This is a genomic window from Streptomyces sp. NPDC085866 (assembly GCF_044541035.1).
Taxonomy (GTDB): domain Bacteria; phylum Actinomycetota; class Actinomycetes; order Streptomycetales; family Streptomycetaceae; genus Streptomyces.
Window position 1 is genome coordinate 346,467 of the sequence record NZ_JBITSQ010000010.1, and the last position, 18,403, is coordinate 364,869.

Here is an 18,403-nt window from a genome sequence, read left to right on the forward strand (position 1 = left end):
GCCGGCCGAGACGGGTGAGCGCGGTGGTGGAGCGGGCCCGCGCGCTGTTCCGGCCCGGCCGGGACGCCGACCTGCGCACGGTCACCCGCACCTTCACGATCATCGGCCACGACGCGATCGCCGCCACGCACGGCGCCACCCTGTTCGCCCGTGCTGCCGAGGAGGCGCCCGGCGTCCGCCTCCGCTTCCTGTCGGAGAGCCACGTGGACGCCCCGGTCCTGCGCCAGGGCACCGCCGATCTGGAAGTCGGCGTGATCGACGCTACCGCCCCCGAGGTGCACGTCGAGACGGTGCACGAGGACCGCATGCTGGGTGTCGTACGGGCCGGACACCCACTGCTCACCGGTGAGTTGACGGCCGAGCGGTTCGCCACCGAGGCCGATCACCTGGGCGTCTCCCGGCGCGGCAGGCTGCACGGGCCGGTCGACGAGGCGCTGGCCGAACTCGGCCTGGAACGCCGGGTGGTGGGCAGCGTCGGCACCTTCCCGTCCTCGCTCTTCGTGCTGCGCGAGACCGACCTGGTCGGGCTGGTCAGCTCCTGGGGGTGCCCGCCGGCCGCCGCCCTCGGCCTGGTCACCTTCGAGGTGCCGCTCGCTCTCCCGCCGCTCCCGGTGGGGCTGGCCTGGCACCCCCGCCACGACGCCGACCCGGCCCACGCCTGGCTGCGCGGCTGCGTACGGGAGTTGATGCGGCGGTCAGCCGGTGGCGACTAGCCGCTTCTCGAACCAGTGGCCGGCGTGCACGTTGTCGTCGTAGCGCGGGATCTCGGTGTAGCCGCATGCCCGGTACAGCGCCTGCGCCTCGGTGAGCACGGCATGCGTGTCCAGTCGTACGACGTCCAGGCCACGCGCCCGTGCCTCCCGCTCCAGCCCGTCGAGCAGCCGCCGGGCCAGACCCGGCCGCCGGGCCTCGGCGTGCACCCTCACGTGCCGGATCTCGCCCACCCCCGGTTCCAGTCGCCGAAGCGCCCCGCAGCCCACCGGCCGCGCCTCCTCGTACGCGACCAGGAAGGCGCCGGCGTCCCCGGTCACCTCCTCGGGGCGGACCAGGGCGGCGCTGTCGAAGCCCTCCGGGAAGCGGGCGTCGATGTCGGCCGCGTACGCCTCCAGGCAGGCCCGGGCCACGGCCGAGGCGCTGTCGACGGCGCGCACCGTGATCGCCGCCAGCCGCAGCAGGCGCTGCGCGGTCGCCATCGCGTCGGTCAGCTCGGCCCGCTGGTCCGGGGGCGCCTCGACCCGGACCATGCCCTGGCCCTCCAGCGCCTTCGCCGTGCGGCTGAGGTAACCGGCGTCCAGCCCGAGCCGGTTCCTCAGCTCGCGCAGGGAGGCGCCCTCCCCGATCTCGAACACCAGCCGGGCCTCTCCGAGGGGGCGGTCCTGCCCCAGGTAGTGATCGTCCAGGGCGCCGATGCGGCGCGTGAAGCAGCGGTTGAAACGGCGCAGGGCCGCGACCTGCTCCGCCGACACTGGCTCGGTCATCCCTTGACTTTGGTCAAAGGACTCAGCCGGGACACGTCCACCGACTCCTTTGTGGAGGGGGTGGCGGACGGCACGGGCTCGCCGTAGTCCGAGAACGTCATCGTCAGGTCGGTGCCGTCGCCCTGCCGGGTGCCCTCGACCAGTACGTGAGGCGAGTCCGCAGTGACGTAGAGGGTGACCGGCCTGCCGTCCTCCTCGCCCTTCAGCGGGATCACCGGTATGCCCTGGACCGTGGTCCTGTCCCCTCGCTTCAACGGCTTCCTGTGCGACAAGTCGGGTGTCAGCTTCTTCTGGAAGGCGTCCAGGTCGCAGACGTCCTCCCACTCCTTGAGCGCATTGTCGTGCGTGGTGCCGTGGATGTAGCGGTCCTTGAGGAGTTCGGCCGCCGCGGCGCCCTCGCTGCCCGGAAGCTCGGCCTTCCAGTACGTGCTGTCGCCCTTCAGCCACACCTCGTCGCCGCGTTTGACGATCGCGATGCTGCCGCCGTGCGCGCCCATGCGCACCGTGCCGACGCAGTTGCCGTCCCGGTCCAGGGACAGGTCCATCGACGCCGGCTCCCCCTTCTTCGCGGCCGCCGCCCGGTCCGTCCACGTCATGTGGAGCGACTGGGTGTGGAGCAGGTGGTCCTGCGCCTCCCGGGCGAGCTCGCGGGCGCCCGGATCGCCGGTGTCGTCCGCCGCGGCCGCCGTCACCAGGGCGGGGGAGAGGAACAAGGTCACGCTCGCCGCCGCACAGATCAGCGGTCGTCCGGACATCGCGGCACCTCCGTGATCACCCCAAGCCGCTTCGCTCAGCCTACTTTTGTCCCTTTTCGCCCGCATTTTCAGTGACGCGGCGCACTTTCGGTCATCGATTGCGCATGCGATCGGAGGGGTGGGGCAGGCGGTCACGGTCCCTGACTGTGACACGACTGTGACACAGGGGCGCTGAACAGGAACGGAAGGCAATACCGATCATGGCGGACAGAGCGGAACGACAGGCCCCGGCGACCATCCACGCCGGCGGCGAGTGGCTGGAAGCAGGCTCCGGCGCGACACGCGAGATCCTCGACCCCGCAGACGCCCGGCCGTTCGCCGTGGTCGCGGAGGGCGACGAGAAGGACGCGGAGCGCGCGGTGGCGGCCGCCCGGCAGGCGTTCGACCACGGCCCCTGGCCCGGCACCCCTGTCGGTGAGCGCGCCGCCCTGCTGCGCCGCGCCGCCGGCCTCCTCGTGCGCGACCGCGAGGAACTCGGCCTGCTGGAGAGCCGGGACGCGGGCAAGACCGCCGAGGAGGGCCGCATCGACATCGACTGTGTCGCCGACGCCTTCCGCTACTTCGCGGACCTGGTCGCCGGCGAGGCCCCCGGCCGGGTCGTCGACGCGGGCTCCCCCGACATCCACAGCGTCGTCGTGCACGAGCCCGTCGGTGTGTGCGCGCTCATCACCCCCTGGAACTACCCGCTGCTCCAGGCCAGTTGGAAGATCGCCCCGGCGCTCGCCGCCGGCAACACCTTCGTGATCAAGCCCAGCGAGATCACCCCGATGACGACCATCGCGCTGATCGACCTGCTGACCGAGGCCGGTCTGCCCGCCGGAGTCGCCAACCTGGTCACCGGACCCGGCCACACCGTCGGCGCCCGCCTCGCCGAGCATCCCGACGTCGACCTGGTCTCTTTCACCGGCGGCCTGGTCAGCGGCACCAAGGTCGCCCGGGCGGCCGCCCCGACCGTCAAGAAGGTCGCCCTCGAACTCGGCGGCAAGAACCCCAACGTGGTCTTCGCCGACGCCTGCGCCACCGAGGAGGGCTTCGACACCGCCGTCGACCAGGCCCTCAACGCCGCCTTCATCCACAGCGGCCAGGTCTGCTCGGCCGGCGCCCGGCTGATCATCGAGGAGAGCGTGCGGGAGCGGTTCGTCGCCGAACTAGCCCGGCGGGCCGCCCGGATCCGCCTCGGCCGGGGCACGGCCGAGGGCGCCGAGTGCGGACCGCTGGTCTCCGAACAGCAGCGCGCCAAGGTCGAGGCGTACGTGCGGTCGGCACTGGAGGAGGGCGCGGTGCTGCGCTCGGGCGGCAGGCGCCCCGAACCGTCCGCCGAGCGGCCCGCCACCGGCTACTTCTACGAGCCGACGGTCCTCGACCGGTGCCACCGGGAGATGAAGGTCGTACGCGAGGAGGTCTTCGGCCCGGTCCTCACCGTCGAGACCTTCCGCACCGAGGACGAGGCGGTCGCCCTCGCCAACGACACCGAGTACGGCCTCGCGGGCGCCGTCTGGACCGCCGACGCCGGACGCGCCCGCCGGGTCGCCGGCCGCCTGCGCCACGGCACCGTCTGGATCAACGACTTCCACCCCTACCTCCCGCAGGCGGAGTGGGGCGGCTTCGGAAAGAGCGGCGTCGGCCGCGAGCTGGGCCCCGCCGGGCTCGCCGAGTATCGCGAGACCAAGCACGTCTACCAGAACCTCGCGCCGAAGCCGGTGCGCTGGTTCGCCGGCTGATCCCCCCGACTGCCGTACACAGCAAGTCCTTTGGAGTAGCACCCCGATGTCCCACACCCCTCACCTCTACGACTACGTCGTCATCGGCGGCGGCACCGCGGGCTCGGTCATCGCCTCCCGCCTCACCGAGAACCCCGACGTCACCGTCGCCGTCATCGAGGGCGGCCCCAGCGACGTCGGCCGCGACGACGTGCTGACCCTGCGCCGCTGGACGGGCCTGCTCGGCGGCGACCTCGACTACGACTACCCGACCACCGAACAGCCCCGCGGCAACTCCCACATCCGGCACAGCCGGGCCCGCGTCCTCGGCGGCTGCTCCTCCCACAACACCCTGATCTCCTTCAAGCCGCTCCCGTCCGACTGGGACGAGTGGGAGGCGGCCGGCGCCAAGGGCTGGGGCGCCGTCCCCATGGAGGCCTACTACGCCCGCCTCCTCAACAACATCGTCTCCGTGGACGAGAAGGACCGGAACGCCATCGCCCGCGACTTCGTGGACGCCGCCCGGGCGGCGCTCGACGTGCCCCGCGTCGAGGGCTTCAACAAGAAGCCGTTCACCGAGGGCGCCGGCTTCTTCGACCTCGCCTACCACCCCGAGGACAACAAGCGCTCCTCCGCATCGGTGGCGTACCTGCACCCGGTGATGGACGAGCGCCCGAACCTCCGCATCTTCCTGGAGACCTGGGCGCACAAGCTGGAGCTGAACGGCACCCGTGCCGAGGGCGTCCACGTGCGGACCAAGGACGGCGACGAACTGCTGATCCGGGCGCGCAACGAGGTCCTGCTGTGCGCGGGCGCCGTCGACTCGCCCCGCCTGCTGTTGCACTCGGGCATCGGCCCCCGCGAGGACCTGGAGGCGCTCGGCATCCCCGTCGTGCACGACCTGCCGGGCGTCGGCGAGAACCTGCTCGACCACCCCGAGTCGGTCATCGTCTGGGAGACCCACGGACCGATCCCGGAGAACTCCGCGATGGACTCCGACGCGGGCCTGTTCGTGCGCCGGGACCCCGAACACGCGGGCCCGGACCTGATGTTCCACTTCTACCAGGTCCCGTTCACGGACAACCCGGAGCGCCTCGGCTACGAGCGCCCGCAGCACGGCGTCTCGATGACCCCCAACATCCCCAAGCCGAAGAGCCGCGGCCGTCTGTACCTGACCAGTGCCGACCCGTCCGTGAAGCCGGCCCTGGACTTCCGGTACTTCACCGACGAGGACGACTACGACGCCCGGACCCTGGTCGACGGCATCCGCATCGCCCGCGAGATCGCCAAGGCCGAGCCGCTCGCCGGCTGGCTCAAGCGCGAGGTCTGCCCGGGCCCGGAGGTCGTGGACGACGCCGAGCTGAGCGAGTACGCCCGCAAGGTCGCCCACACCGTGTACCACCCCGCCGGCACCTGCCGGATGGGCGCCGTCGACGACGAACTCGCCGTGGTGGACCCCGAGCTGAGGATCCGCGGCCTCGACGGCATCCGGGTCGCCGACGCCTCCGTCTTCCCGACCATGACCGCCGTCAACCCGATGATCGGGGTGCTCATGGTCGGGGAGAAGGCCGTCGACCTGATGGGAGGTGGTGCGTGATGAGTACGACCACTCAGTCGCCCGTGTTCTCGGTGAACGGCCTCTGGAAGGTCTTCGGCCCCAAGGCCGACCGCATTCCGGCCGACCCGGAACTCAGCACGCTGGCCCCCGCCGACCTGCGCTCCCGCACCGGCTGCACGGCCGCCGTCCGGGACGTCTCCTTCGACGTGCGCAAGGGCGAGGTCTTCGTCGTCATGGGTCTGTCCGGCTCCGGCAAGTCCACCCTGGTGCGCTGCCTGACCCGGCTGATCGAGCCGACGGCGGGCACCATCGCCATCGACGGCGAGGACGTGCGCGCCATGGACAAGGCCCGCCTGCGCGAACTGCGCCGGCACCGTGCCGCGATGGTCTTCCAGCACTTCGGCCTGCTCCCGCACCGCACGGTCCTGGACAACGTGGCCTACGGTCTGGAGATCCAGGGCGTAGGAAAGTCCGAACGGCGCGAGCGGGCCGCCGAGTTCGTCGCCAAGGTCGGCCTGGAGGGCATGGAGAAGCGCCGCCCCGGCCAGCTCTCCGGCGGCCAGCGCCAGCGCGTCGGTCTCGCCCGCGCACTCGCCGTCGACCCCGAGGTGCTGCTGTTCGACGAGCCCTTCAGCGCCCTGGACCCCCTCATCCGCCGCGACATGCAGGACGAGGTGGCCCGGCTGCACCGCGAGGAGGGCCGCACGATGGTCTTCATCACCCACGACCTCAGCGAGGCGCTCAGGCTCGGCGACCGCATCGCCCTGATGCGCGACGGCCGCGTGGTCCAGCTCGGCACCCCGGAGGAGATCGTCTCCTCCCCGGCCGACGACTACGTCCGCGAGTTCGTCCGCGACGTGCCGCGTGAGCAGGTCGTCACGTGCCGCACGGCCATGCGCCCCGCGCACCCGCAGGAGGTCGGGAGCGGCCCCGCGGTCAGCCCCGACGCCCCGGTCGCCGAGGCCATAGGGGCAGTGGCCCGCGCGGGCGCTCCGGCCCGGGTGATGGACGAGGGGAAGTGCCTGGGGGTCGTCGGCCACGAGCAGCTGCTGGACGTGGTGGCCGGCGTGGCTGCGGACGGCGATGCCGCGGTCGCCGCGGGCGGTCGTGCCGACGCAGCCGCGGGCGGTGATGCTGCGGAAGCGGCGGGCGGTCGTACGGACGCGGCTGCGGACGGCGAAGCCGCGGTAGCCGCGGGCAGCAGGGCCGACGCAGCTGCCGGCAGTCGTGCCGCTGGGGCGGCGCCCGTCCCACCGATGGCGGCACCCGGCAAGCGCCGCCGAGTGACCCCGCCCGCGCCCCGTACCAGTCCGGAGGACGTCTGATGGCAACGCTCACCGTCCCGACCTCCAGCGCCGCGATCCCGGGCTTCCTGAGAAACCGCGCCGCGGCCAAGCTCCTCGCCCTGGCCGCCGTCGCCGCGGTCCTCGTACCCCTGGTCGACAGCCACTGGGGAAGCAACGCCTGGCCGCACGCGCTCACCGTCGACCTCTCCAAGCCCCTGGCCACCGCCAGCGACTGGGTCATCGACAACCGTGACAGCCACCCCCTGTTCCTCTACTTCTTCGGCTACATCAGCAACGCCGTCGTGCTGGCCGTGCGCGCCGTCTACCTCACCCTGCTCGCCGCAGGCTGGGCAGGCGTCACCGCATTCGGAGCCCTCGTGGCCTGGCGCCTCGGCGGTGTCCGCCTGGCCGCCGGCACGGCGATCGCGTTCCTGGCCTGCGGCGCGCTCGGCATGTGGGTGCCCACCATGCAGACCCTCGCGCTGATGGTGGTCGCCGTCCTCGCCTCCGTGGCCGTGGGCGCCCTGCTCGGCCTCGCCGCCGGCCTCTCCGACCGCCTGGACCGCGCCCTGCGCCCGGTCCTGGACACCATGCAGGTGCTCCCGGCGTTCGCGTACCTCCTCCCCGTCGTCCTGGTCTTCGGCATCGGCGTCCCCGCGGCCGTCCTCGCCACCGTCGTCTACGCCGCCCCGCCGATGGCCCGCCTCACCGCGCTGGGCCTGCGCGGCGCCGACCCCGAAGTCCTGGAGGCCGTGGAGTCGCTCGGCGCCACCGCCCGCCAGCGGCTGCTGACCGCCCGTATCCCGCTGGCCCGCAAGGAACTCCTGCTCGGCCTGAACCAGACGATCATGATGGCGCTGTCCATGGCCGTCATCGCCTCTGTCATCGGCGCCGGCGGCCTCGGCGACCGCGTCTACCAGGCCCTGGCCTCCGTCGACGTGGGCGCGGCCCTCGCGGCCGGCATCCCGATCGTGCTGCTGGCGGTGGTCCTGGACCGTGTCACCGCCGCCGCGGGAACCGCGGGAGACGGCAGCCCCCGGCCCCGTACCATCGGCCGGCCGTACGCCCTGGCCGTCACCGTGGCCGTGGCCCTGGCCACCCGCCTCCTCGGCGCCCTCGACTGGCCCGCCTCCTGGAGCCTGGACATCGCCGAACCGGTCAACCGCGCCGTCGACTGGATGACCGCCCACCTCTACGCCGGCGTCCCGGTCGTCGGCGGCACCGCCGACTGGGCGGGCCACTTCACCACCTGGATCCTGGACCCCGTCCGCAGCGGCCTGCAGTGGCTGCCCTGGTGGGCGGTGCTGCTCCTCGTCGCCGCACCGGCCTGGCTGATCGGCACCTGGCGCAGCGCACTGACCGCCGTCCTCGCGATGGCCGGGATCGGTGTGCTCGGGGTGTGGGAGCCCTCGCTCGACACCCTGTCGCAGGTGCTCGCCGCCGTCGCGGTCACCCTCGTCCTCGGCTTCGCCACCGGTGTCGCCGCCGCCCGCAGCGACCGTGTCGAACGGGCGCTGCGCCCGGTCCTGGACGTCTTCCAGACCATGCCGCAGTTCGTGTACCTGATCCCGGTCGTCGCCCTGTTCGGCGTCGGCCGCGCGCCCGCCGTCGCCGCGGCCGTCGTGTACGCCCTCCCGGCCGTCGTCCGGATCACCGCGCAGGGCCTGCGCCAGGTCGACCCGGCCGCGCTGGAGTCGGCGCGCTCGCTCGGCGCGACCGGCCGCCAGCAGCTGTGGCAGATCCAGCTCCCGCTCGCCCGGCGGTCGTTGCTGCTCGCCGCCAACCAGGGTGTGGTCCTGGTTCTCGCCGTCGTCATCATCGGCGGTCTGGTCGGCGGTGGCGCCCTCGGCTACGACGTCGCCTTCGGCCTCGCCCAGGGCGACCTGGCGACCGGCCTGGTCGCCGGCGCGGCCATCGTCTGCCTGGGTCTGATGCTCGACCGGGTGACCCAGCCGACCGAACGCCGCGCGAAGAAGGGAGCGTGACATGCGATTCCGTACGACTGTCCCCGTCGGCATCCCTGTCGCTGTCGCCGTCCTCGGACTGACCACCGGCTGCGGCGCCGCCGACATGACCAAGCAGGCGTCCCCGTTCGCGAACGCCCGGGGCGCGAAGACGGTCACCCTGTCCGTGCAGTCCTGGGTGGGTGCGCAGTCCAACGTGGCCGTCGCCCAGTACCTCCTCGAACACAAGCTGGGCTACCGCGTCGACACCGTCCAGGTGGACGAGGTGCCCGCGTGGGACGCGCTCAGCCAGGGCCGGGTCGACGCCATCCTGGAGGACTGGGGCCACCCGGACCAGGAGAAGCGGTACGTCACCGACAAGAAGACGATCGCCCGCGGCGGCGACCTCGGGGTGACCGGGCACATCGGCTGGTTCGTCCCGACGTACCTGGCCGAGCAGCACCCGGACATCACCGACTGGAAGAACCTCGACAAGTACGCCCCGCTCTTCCGCACCGCGGAGAGCGGCGGCAAGGGCCAGCTGATGGACGGCTCCCCGTCCTACGTCACCAATGACAAGGCCCTGGTGAACAACCTGAAGCTGGACTACCAGGTCGTCTTCGCCGGTTCCGAGGCGGCCCAGATCACCCAGATGAAGCAGTTCGCCAAGGAGAAGAAGCCCTTCCTGACCTACTGGTACACACCCCAGTGGCTGTTCAAGAAGGTCCCCATGACCGAGGTGAAGCTGCCGCCGTACAAGGAGGGCTGTGACGCGGACGCGGCCAAGGTCGCCTGCGCCTACCCGCACACCCCCCTGCAGAAGTACCTCAACGCGGACTTCGCCAGGTCCGGCGGCGAGGCGGCGGCCTTCCTGAAGAAGTTCCGGTGGACGACCGAGGACCAGAACGAGGTCTCCCTGATGATCGCCGACCAGAAGCTCTCGCCCGAGGAGGCGGCGAAGAAGTGGGTGGACAGCCACCCCTCCGTGTGGAAGAAGTGGCTGCCCTGAACCGCCCTACTTCGCCAGGCCGCCGACGATCTCGCGGAGCGCCAGGGCGGCGCGCCGCTGGAGGCCCGGCCCGAACGTGACGCGGGTGGCCCCGAGTTCGCCGAGCACGGCGGGCGAGGGGCCCTCGCCGTCCAGCCGGGCCACCATGTTGAGCGGGCCCTGGATCCCGGCCCGCAGCAGGGGCAGCACGTCCACCGGAGCGAGGATCGGATACACGCAGTCCGCGCCCGCGGCCACGTAGGACGCGGCCCGCTCGATGGCCCGTTCGGGATCCCCGTCGCCGTGCAGGAAGGTGTCGACGCGGGCGTTGACGAAAAGCCGGTCGGCGGCGGCCGAGCGGACCTCGGCGAGGTACTCGGCGTGCTCGTGCGGGTCCTTGAGGACACCCCCGTTGGAGTCCTCGAGGTTGCACCCCACGACGCCCGCCTCCAGCAGCCGCTCGACCAGCTCCTTCGGCGCGAGCCCGTACCCACCCTCGACGTCCGCCGAGACCGGCACGTCCACCGCCCGCACGATCCGGGCCACCGCCGCGAACATCTCGTCGGCCGGGGTCGCCCCGTCCGCATGGCCGAGGGAGGCGGCCACCCCCGCGCTCGGCGTGGCCAGCGCCGGGAACCCGGCCTCGGCACACACCCGGGCGCTCGCCGCGTCCCAGGGGCCGGGCAGGACCAGCGGATCGCCCTGGGCGCGCTTGCGGTGCAGGGTGCGGAACACGTCCACCTTGCTCATGGCTGGTAACCCCCTGGCGGAACACGGCGGCTGACCATGAGACGGTTCCAGCCGTTGATGACGGTGATCAGGCCGATGAGATGGGCGAGTTCGGCCTCACCGAAGTGCTTGGCGGCGGTGTCGTACACCTCGTCCGGCACGAAGCCTCCCCCAGACATCGTCCGGGAGGTGCCCCCAGTCAGAACGGTGACCGCCTCGGTCAGTGCCAGCGCGGCCCGCTCCCGCTCGCTGTACTGGTCCTCGGCCTCCTCCCAGGCGTCCAGCAGCTGGACGCGGTCCTCCGACTCGCCGTTCTTCCGGGCCACCCGGAGGTGCATGTCGAGGCAGAACGCGCAGTGGTTGAGCTGCGAGGCGCGGATCATGACCAGCTCGGCGAGGACCGGATCGCCGAGCCCCTTCTTCGCGGCCGCGCTCAGCGCCGACATGGCCAGGCCGACCTCCCGGTCCAGCAGCTGGGTACGGCTCACCTGTACTGCCCCGGCCGGTAGTGGCCCGGGGTCATCCGGGTGGTCACGCCGAACCGGTTCCACGCGTTGATCACCGTGATCGCGGCGATCAGCCGGGCCAGCTCCGCCTCCTCGAAGTGCGCGGCCACCCGGTCGTACACCTCGTCCGGCACGAAGCCGTCGGTCAGGACGGTGACCGCCTCGGTCAGCTCCAGTGCCGCCAGCTCCTTCTCGGTGTAGAAGTGCCGCGACTCCTCCCACGCGCTGAGCTGCACGATCCGCTCCACGCTCTCGCCGGCGGCGAGAGCGTCCTTGGTGTGCATGTCGAGGCAGAACGCGCAGTGGTTGAGCTGCGAGGCGCGGATCTTCACCAGCTCGTACAGCGCCGGGTCGAGGCCCTGCTTCGCGGCCGTGTCCAGGCGGATCATCGCCTTGTAGACCTCGGGCGCGTGCTCGGCCCAGCTGAGCCGTGGGGCCTGTTCGGTGGCGTACTCGACGGTTTCCTCTGCAGTGCTCATGGCTTCGACCCTAGGAGCGGGGATGCCCAGGGGTATGGTCCATTTCCATGGCGAATTCATGGGCCACTCTGGGGGTCGACCTGCACCTGGAACCGGCCGGTTCCAGCGGGCTGCGCCGCGGTCTGACCGACGCGCTGCGGGACGCCGTCCGCACCGGCCGCCTCGCCCCCGGCACCCGGCTGCCGTCCTCCCGCAGCCTCGCCGCCGACCTGGACATCGCCCGCAACACCGTCGCCGAGGCCTACGCCGACCTGGTCGCCGAGGGCTGGCTCACCGCCCGCCAGGGCTCCGGGACCCGGGTGGCGGAGCGCATCGTCGTCCCGCCGGCCGACACCGCACCCCGGCGCCGCGAACCCGGCCGTCCCGCCTACAGCCTCGTCCCCGGCACCCCCGACCTCGCCGCCTTCCCGCGCACCGAGTGGCTCAAGGCCGCCCGCCGCGCGCTGGCCACCGCGCCCTTCGACGCCCTCGGCTACGGCGACCCGCGCGGCCGCCCCGAACTGCGCACCGCCCTCGCCGGCTACCTCGCCCGCGCCCGCGGCGTCCGCACCGACCCGGACACGATCGTGATCACCGCGGGCTTCTCGCACGCCCTGCGCATCCTCGGGGCGCTGCTGCGGGCGCGCGGGGTGCGGACCGTCGCGGTGGAGTCGTACGGGCTCGACGTCCACTGGGGGCTGCTGAGGGGCGCGGGACTCGCGACACCCGCACTGCCCTACGACGAACTGGGCACCGACACGGGCGCGTTGAGCGACGAGGGTGCGGTACTCGTCACCCCCGCCCACCAGTTCCCGATGGGCATGCCCCTGCACCCCGACCGGCGGACCGCCGTCGTGGAGTGGGCGCGGCGGACCGGCGGGCTGGTCCTGGAGGACGACTACGACGGCGAGTTCCGCTACGACCGCCAGCCCGTCGGCGCCCTCCAGGGCCTCGACCCCGACCGGGTCGTCTACCTCGGCACCGCCAGCAAGTCCCTCGCCCCCGGCCTGCGCCTCGGCTGGATGGCGCTGCCGCCGTCCCTGGTGGAGGGGGCGGCTGCGGCCAAGGGCCTTGTCGACACCTGCGGAGTGCTGGACCAGTTGACGCTGGCCGAATTCCTCACCTCGGGCGCCTACGACCGCCATGTCCGCTCCGCCCGTCTGCGCTACCGGCGCCGCCGCGACGCCCTCGCCGCCGCCGTCGCCGACCGCGCACCCGAAGTCCGGGTCACCGGGATCGCGGCCGGCCTGCACGCCGTGCTGCGGCTGCCGCCCGGCACCGAGCAGTCGGTGATCCAGGCGGCGACCTGGCAGGGTCTGGCCCTGCACGGGCTCGCCTTCCACCGGCACGAGCAGGCGGTCGCCGAGCCGCTGGACGCGCTGGTGGTGGGGTACGGGACGCCGCCGGACAGCGCGTGGGCGGGAGCGTTGGAGGCGTTGTGCAGGGTGTTGCCGTGAAGAGCGGCCGCGCCGGGTCAGGCACCGCCGGACAGCGCCGCGGTGGTCGCTCGCCGTCGCGGCGGATGTGAAGAGACGGCGTCAGGTTTCCTCGGCCGTCACAGGCGCCTCACCGAACCGGGCCAAGGCCAGCGCCCCCGCCACCGCCACCGCGAACCCGAGCGCCGCCAGCCAGGTCAGGCCCTCCCTGGTGCGGTCGCCGAGCCAGATCACGCCGATGGCCGCCGGGCCGATCGTCTCGCCGATGACCATGCCGGCCGTCGCCGTCGTCACCGAGCCGCGCTGCAGGGCGGAGGTCAGCAGCATGAAGGCGGCGCCGCCGCCGATCAGGAGGGCGTAGGCCGCCGGGTTGGTGAGCAGGTCGGCCGGCCGCAGCGAGTCGATCAGGCGGACCGAAACCTCCACGACCCCGAATCCGAAACCCGCCCCCAGGCCCAGTACCAGCGCCCGCATGCGCCCGGTCAGCCGCCCGCCCAGCAGCGCGAGCACCAGCATGCCGACGGCCGTCGCGAGCATGGCCCACTTCAGGGTGTCCGACCCCTGCTGGTCCCCCTCCGGGCCGGACGCCAGCCCCAGGATCGCGAGCCCGAGGCAGACCACGCCCACCGCGCCCCACTCCGTGCCGCTCAGCCGCACCCGCAGCAGCCGCGCCGCGACCACCGCGGTCACCGCCAGACTCGACGCCAGTGCCGCGCTGACCGCGTAGATCGGAATCGAGCGCAGCGCGGCGATCTGGAAGAGGAAGCCGAGACCGTCCAGCGCGAGACCGGCCAAGTACCGCCACTGCCTGAGCGCCCGCAGCAGCAGTGCCGCCTCGCCGCCCCCGCCCGTACCGGCCTGCCTCGCGGCGACCGCCTGCAACACCGTCGCCGTACCGAAGCAGACCGCGGCTGCCAGGGCACACACCATTCCAAAGAGCACGAAGCGACTCTAGGCGAGGGGCGAAGCGGCAACCCGCCTTCCTGCCCACTCTCACCAGTCTCTAGGCTGACCGCCGAAAACAGGCCAGCCGACGGGGGAGACACCAGCATGGACACCGCACGCCGACGCCTTCGCTCGGGAACCGTCCTCCTCGGCGGCATGGGCCTGCTCGCCACGGCCCTGACCGCCTGCTCCTCCGCCCCGGACAAGCGCTGCGTCGACCGCGACAGCTACCGGCTGGCCAAGGGCTACAAGATCGTCTCCGACAAGAACTGCAAGTCCACCAAGGCCTTCGTCAACGGCGCCTGGTACTACGGCGGCAAGAAGAAGGGCTCCTGGGTGAACGGCGGCTCCTTCACCAAGCCGAGCAAGGGCTCCGGCTCGCATTCCAGCTCGGGCGGCTCGTACGGCGGCGTGCACCGCGGCGGCTTCGGCGGCGGCCACGGCAGCTCCGGCGGCTGACGAGGAAACGCCGCATGGAACGCCGTACGACCACCCCCCGCCCCGGCTGGCAGCAGACCGTCGAGGAGCAGGGTCTCGTCTACCCCCTGACCCGCCACCCCGACGGCTCGCTGCGCCCCTACTGGGACGAGAGCGCCTACTACGTCTTCACCCTGGACGAGGTCGAGGCGCTGGAGGAGACCGTCGAGGAACTGCACCGCATGTGCCTCGCGGCCGCCGGGCACATCGTGGCCGAGGGCCGCCTCGCCGACCTCGGTATCACCGACCCGCGCGTCGCCGAGGCCGTCACCGAGGCCTGGCGGCGCCGCGCCGAACTCCCCTCCGTCTACGGCCGCTTCGACCTCCGCTACGACGGCACCGGCCCGGCGAAGCTCCTCGAGTACAACGCCGACACCCCGACCTCCCTGGTCGAGGCCGCCTCCCCCCAGTGGTTCTGGATGGAGGAACGCTTCCCCGGCGCCGACCAGTGGAACTCCCTGCACGAGCGCCTGGTCGACGCCTGGCGCAAGCAGGCCGCGCTGCTCCCGCCGGGCAGCCCCCTGCACTTCGCGCACTCCTCCGCCGACGAACTCGGCGAGGACCTGATGACGGTCGCCTACCTGAAGGAGACCGCCGAACAGGCCGGCCTCGCCACCGACTGGATCTCCATGGAGGAGATCGGCTGGGACACCCTCTCCGGCCGCTTCGTGGACAACGGGCTCCGCTTCATCCGCAGCATCTTCAAGCTCTATCCGTGGGAGTGGCTCACCACCGACGCCTTCGCAGGGCACGTCCTCGACACCCTGGACAACGGCGGCGGCACCGGCAGCACCCTGTGGATCGAACCCGCCTGGAAGATGCTCCTGAGCAACAAGGCCCTGCTGGCGATCCTCTGGGAGCTGTACCCCGGCCACCCGAATCTGCTGCCCGCCTACCTGGACGGCCCGCGCGAGCTCGCCGGGTCGACGGGCTATGTCGCCAAGCCGCTGCTCGGCCGCGAGGGCGCGGGCGTGACCGTCCACGAGCCCGGCGCCCCGGCCGTCGCCCGGGACGAGCCCTGCTGCTACCAGCAGCTCGCCCCGCTGCCCGCCTTCGACGGCAACCACCTCGTCCTCGGCGCCTGGGTCGTCCGCGACGAGCCGGCCGGCCTCGGCCTGCGCGAGTCCTCGGGCCTGATCACCGACGAGTACGCCCGCTTCCTGCCGCACGTGATCCTGTAGGCCCTGTCGTCTAGCCGGCCAGCACCGCCCGTAGCTGTTCGAGCCCCCAGTCCAGGTCCTCCTTGCTGATCACCAACGGCGGCGCGATCCGGATCGTCGCACCGTGGGTGTCCTTCACCAGGACACCCCGGTCCATCAGCCGCTCGGACACCTGCCGGCCCGTTCCGACCCTCGGCGCGATGTCGACCCCGGCCCACAGCCCGCGCCCACGCACCGCCGTCACCCTGCCGGTGCCGAGCAGGGCGCCAAGCTCCCGGTGCAGATGCTCGCCGAGCTCGGCGGACCGCGCCTGGTACTCGCCCGTCCGCAGCATCGCGATCACCTCCAGCGCCACCGCGCAGGCCAGCGGGTTCCCGCCGAACGTCGACCCGTGCTCACCCGGCCGGAACACCCCGAGCACCTCGCTGCTCGACACCACCGCCGACACCGGCAGGATCCCGCCGCCGAGCGCCTTCCCCAGCACGTACACATCCGGTACGACCCCCTCGTGCTCGCATGCGAACGTCCGCCCGGTCCGGCCCAGCCCCGACTGGATCTCGTCCGCGACGAACAGCACGTCCCGCTGCCGGGTCAGCTCCCGGACCGCCGGCAGATAACCGGCCGGCGGGACGATCACCCCCGACTCGCCCTGGATCGGTTCGAGCAGTACCGCGACCGTGTTCTCGGTGAGCGCCGCCCGCATCGCGGTCAGGTCGCCGTACGGCACGATCTGGAAGCCCGGCGTGTACGGCCCGAAGTCCGCCCGCGCCTCGGGGTCGGTGGAGAAGCTGATGACCGTCGTCGTACGGCCGTGGAAGTTGCCGCTCGCGACCACGATCTTCGCCATCTCGGCGGGCACCCCCTTGATCCGGTACCCCCACTTCCGGGCGGTCTTCACCGCGGTCTCCACCGCCTCGACGCCGGTGTTCATCGGCAGCACCATCTCCATGCCGCACAGATGGGCCAGCTGCTCGCAGAACGCGGCGAACCGGTCGTGGTGGAACGCCCGCGACGTCAGCGTCACCCGCTCCAGCTGCGCCTTGGCCGCCTCCACCAGCCGCGGGTGGCCGTGCCCGAAGTTCAGCGCCGAGTACCCGGCCAGCAGGTCGAGGTAGCGCCGCCCCTCGATATCCGTCATCCAGGCCCCCTCCGCGGTGGCCACGACCACCGGCAGCGGGTGGTAGTTGTGCGCGCTGTGGGCGTCGGCGGCGGCGATGAGCGTCTCCGTAGCGTTCACGGGAACTCCAGAGGGCCAGAGAGTCGGGATGCATCCCCTTTCTTATCCTCGCTCGCATGGTGGACGCGGGAACTGCACGATCCGACGCGCCCGGTAGGCTGATCAGCGGGCCGTGACTGGCGCGCTAGGGATGGGACCGACCATCGGGGAGCGGCCCGAGCGGGAAAAGAGTGCCGTGCGCCTGGGCCGAACGTGAACGCTGTACGCACGCCGTCCGGAGGTCCCCATGCCAGAGCAGCCCCTGTCGACCGAGTCCATCGCCTTCCGTGCCGCCCTCGACGTGATCCGTGCCGTCGAGCCGCGGGTCGCCGACGCCATCGGCCAGGAGGTGACCGACCAGCGCGAGATGCTGAAGCTGATCGCCTCCGAGAACTACGCCTCGCCGGCCACCCTGCTGGCGATGGGCAACTGGTTCAGCGACAAGTACGCCGAGGGCACCATCGGCCGCCGCTTCTACGCCGGCTGCCGCAACGTCGACACGGTGGAGTCCCTGGCCGCCGAGCACGCCAAGGCGCTCTTCGGCGCCCGGCACGCCTACGTCCAGCCGCACTCCGGCATCGACGCCAACCTCGTCGCCTTCTGGGCCGTGCTCGCGGACCGCGTGGAGGTCCCGTTCCTGGAGAAGACCGGCGTCCGTCAGGTCAACGACCTCTCCGAGGCCGACTGGGCCGAGCTCCGCCAGGCCTTCGGCAACCAGCGCATGCTCGGCATGTCCCTGGACGCCGGCGGCCATCTCACCCACGGCTTCCGCCCGAACATCTCGGGCAAGATGTTCGACCAGCGCTCCTACGGCACCGACCCGGCCACGGGCCTGATCGACTACGAGGCGCTGCGCGCCCAGGCCCGCGAGTTCAAGCCGCTGATCATCGTCGCCGGCTACTCGGCGTACCCCCGTCTGGTGAACTTCCGCGTCATGCGCGAGATCGCCGACGAGGTCGGCGCGACCCTGATGGTCGACATGGCCCACTTCGCGGGTCTGGTCGCCGGCAAGGTCCTGACCGGCGACTTCGACCCGGTCCCGCACGCCCAGATCGTCACCACGACCACCCACAAGTCCCTGCGCGGCCCGCGCGGCGGCATGGTCCTGTGCGACGACTCCCTGAAGGACCAGGTCGACCGCGGCTGCCCGATGGTGCTCGGCGGCCCGCTCCCGCACGTCATGGCCGCGAAGGCCGTCGCCTTCGCCGAGGCCCGTCAGCCCTCCTTCCAGGACTACGCCCAGCGCATCGTCGACAACTCGCGCGCCCTCGCCGAGGGCCTGATGAAGCGTGGCGCCACCCTGGTCACCGGCGGCACGGACAACCACCTCAACCTGATCGACGTGGCCACCTCCTACGGCCTCACCGGCCGCCAGGCCGAGGCGGCCCTCCTCGACTCCGGCATCGTCACCAACCGCAACGCCATCCCGGCCGACCCGAACGGCGCCTGGTACACCTCCGGCATCCGCATCGGCACCCCCGCCCTGACCACCCGGGGCCTCGGCACGGCGGAGATGGACGAGGTGGCGGGCCTGATCGACCGAGTCCTGACGACGACGGAGCAGGGCACCACCAAGTCGGGGGCCCCGTCCAAGGCCGCCCACGTCCTGGACCCGAAGATCGCGGACGAGATCGCCCAGCGGGCGACGGACCTGGTGGCGGGCTTCCCGCTGTACCCGGAAGTCGACCTGGGCTGAAGCGCCCCGTAAGGGGCGCGGGGAACTGCGCGCGCAACCACGGACGGCCCGCAGTCCCCCGCGCCCCGAAAG

Annotated in this window: 17 protein-coding genes and 1 riboswitch; of the genes, 10 read left to right on the forward strand and 7 right to left on the reverse strand. The window is 72.3% G+C overall.

Going from position 1 to position 18,403, the window contains the following annotated elements; translation table 11 throughout:
* Positions 1-14: 14 nt before the first annotated feature.
* On the forward strand, positions 15-713 hold the full coding sequence (locus ACIF83_RS26870; protein ID WP_399730653.1) for a LysR substrate-binding domain-containing protein: 699 nt from the start codon (positions 15-17) through the stop codon (positions 711-713).
* On the opposite strand, the gene ACIF83_RS26875 is transcribed toward ACIF83_RS26870, so the two are convergent.
* Together ACIF83_RS26875 and ACIF83_RS26880 are read right to left on the reverse strand one after the other, a co-directional pair.
* Complete coding sequence (locus ACIF83_RS26875) at positions 696-1,478, reverse strand: GNAT family N-acetyltransferase (protein WP_399730656.1); 783 nt, start codon at positions 1,476-1,478, stop codon at positions 696-698. The genes ACIF83_RS26870 and ACIF83_RS26875 overlap by 18 nt on opposite strands.
* Complete coding sequence (locus ACIF83_RS26880) at positions 1,475-2,233, reverse strand: hypothetical protein (RefSeq protein ID WP_399730659.1); 759 nt, start codon at positions 2,231-2,233, stop codon at positions 1,475-1,477. The genes ACIF83_RS26875 and ACIF83_RS26880 overlap by 4 nt, the downstream gene beginning before the upstream one ends.
* Before the next feature lie 200 nt (positions 2,234-2,433).
* Between ACIF83_RS26880 and ACIF83_RS26885 the strand changes: the two genes are divergently transcribed.
* From ACIF83_RS26885 to ACIF83_RS26905, 5 genes are read left to right on the forward strand one after another with little or no spacing between them, the layout of a single operon-like run.
* A complete protein-coding gene (locus ACIF83_RS26885; RefSeq protein ID WP_399730662.1) occupies positions 2,434-3,954 on the forward strand; it encodes an aldehyde dehydrogenase family protein in 1,521 nt (506 codons plus the stop codon).
* Between the two features lie 46 nt (positions 3,955-4,000).
* Positions 4,001-5,530 carry a GMC family oxidoreductase gene (locus ACIF83_RS26890; protein WP_399730664.1) on the forward strand — a complete coding sequence of 510 codons (1,530 nt, stop codon included), beginning with the start codon at positions 4,001-4,003 and terminating at the stop codon, positions 5,528-5,530.
* The gene (locus ACIF83_RS26895; protein ID WP_398137017.1) at positions 5,530-6,816 is read left to right on the forward strand and encodes a glycine betaine/L-proline ABC transporter ATP-binding protein; all 1,287 of its coding nucleotides are present in this window, start codon (positions 5,530-5,532) and stop codon (positions 6,814-6,816) included. The genes ACIF83_RS26890 and ACIF83_RS26895 overlap by 1 nt, the downstream gene beginning before the upstream one ends.
* The gene (locus ACIF83_RS26900; protein WP_399730668.1) at positions 6,816-8,762 is read left to right on the forward strand and encodes an ABC transporter permease; all 1,947 of its coding nucleotides are present in this window, start codon (positions 6,816-6,818) and stop codon (positions 8,760-8,762) included. The genes ACIF83_RS26895 and ACIF83_RS26900 overlap by 1 nt, the downstream gene beginning before the upstream one ends.
* A gap of 1 nt (position 8,763) precedes the next feature.
* Positions 8,764-9,729, forward strand: coding sequence for an ABC transporter substrate-binding protein (locus tag ACIF83_RS26905; RefSeq protein WP_393467856.1), 966 nt, complete (start codon positions 8,764-8,766; stop codon positions 9,727-9,729).
* A 6-nt stretch (positions 9,730-9,735) separates the two neighbouring features.
* Here the strand turns inward: ACIF83_RS26905 and ACIF83_RS26910 are convergent, their stop codons facing one another.
* The 3 genes from ACIF83_RS26910 to ACIF83_RS26920 are packed head-to-tail and all read right to left on the reverse strand — an operon-like array spanning position 9,736 to position 11,422.
* Positions 9,736-10,458 (reverse strand): isocitrate lyase/phosphoenolpyruvate mutase family protein, encoded by a 723-nt coding sequence (locus ACIF83_RS26910; RefSeq protein WP_393467858.1) that lies wholly within the window; start codon positions 10,456-10,458, stop codon positions 9,736-9,738.
* Complete coding sequence (locus ACIF83_RS26915) at positions 10,455-10,925, reverse strand: carboxymuconolactone decarboxylase family protein (protein WP_399730672.1); 471 nt, start codon at positions 10,923-10,925, stop codon at positions 10,455-10,457. Before ACIF83_RS26915 ends, ACIF83_RS26910 begins: the two co-directional genes overlap by 4 nt.
* Positions 10,922-11,422 carry a carboxymuconolactone decarboxylase family protein gene (locus ACIF83_RS26920; RefSeq protein WP_393467864.1) on the reverse strand — a complete coding sequence of 167 codons (501 nt, stop codon included), beginning with the start codon at positions 11,420-11,422 and terminating at the stop codon, positions 10,922-10,924. Before ACIF83_RS26920 ends, ACIF83_RS26915 begins: the two co-directional genes overlap by 4 nt.
* A gap of 47 nt (positions 11,423-11,469) precedes the next feature.
* Here ACIF83_RS26920 and ACIF83_RS26925 point away from each other — a divergent pair, with 47 nt between their 5' ends.
* Entirely contained in the window at positions 11,470-12,858 is a 1,389-nt protein-coding gene (locus ACIF83_RS26925) for a PLP-dependent aminotransferase family protein (RefSeq protein ID WP_393467867.1), read from the forward strand.
* An 81-nt stretch (positions 12,859-12,939) separates the two neighbouring features.
* On the opposite strand, the gene ACIF83_RS26930 is transcribed toward ACIF83_RS26925, so the two are convergent.
* Entirely contained in the window at positions 12,940-13,767 is an 828-nt protein-coding gene (locus ACIF83_RS26930; protein WP_399730735.1) for a DMT family transporter, read from the reverse strand.
* Between the two features lie 120 nt (positions 13,768-13,887).
* Between ACIF83_RS26930 and ACIF83_RS26935 the strand changes: the two genes are divergently transcribed.
* Positions 13,888-14,241, forward strand: coding sequence for a hypothetical protein (locus ACIF83_RS26935; protein WP_393467869.1), 354 nt, complete (start codon positions 13,888-13,890; stop codon positions 14,239-14,241).
* A gap of 14 nt (positions 14,242-14,255) precedes the next feature.
* Positions 14,256-15,440, forward strand: a complete 1,185-nt coding sequence (locus ACIF83_RS26940) for a glutathionylspermidine synthase family protein (protein ID WP_393467872.1) — start codon at positions 14,256-14,258, stop codon at positions 15,438-15,440.
* Between the two features lie 10 nt (positions 15,441-15,450).
* Here the strand turns inward: ACIF83_RS26940 and rocD are convergent, their stop codons facing one another.
* Positions 15,451-16,656, reverse strand: coding sequence for an ornithine--oxo-acid transaminase (gene rocD / locus ACIF83_RS26945; protein WP_399730678.1), 1,206 nt, complete (start codon positions 16,654-16,656; stop codon positions 15,451-15,453).
* A 102-nt stretch (positions 16,657-16,758) separates the two neighbouring features.
* Positions 16,759-16,850: riboswitch (ZMP/ZTP riboswitch) on the forward strand.
* 32 nt (positions 16,851-16,882) lie between these two features.
* Here rocD and ACIF83_RS26950 point away from each other — a divergent pair.
* On the forward strand, positions 16,883-18,331 hold the full coding sequence (locus tag ACIF83_RS26950; protein ID WP_393467878.1) for a glycine hydroxymethyltransferase: 1,449 nt from the start codon (positions 16,883-16,885) through the stop codon (positions 18,329-18,331).
* Positions 18,332-18,403 lie beyond the last annotated feature (72 nt).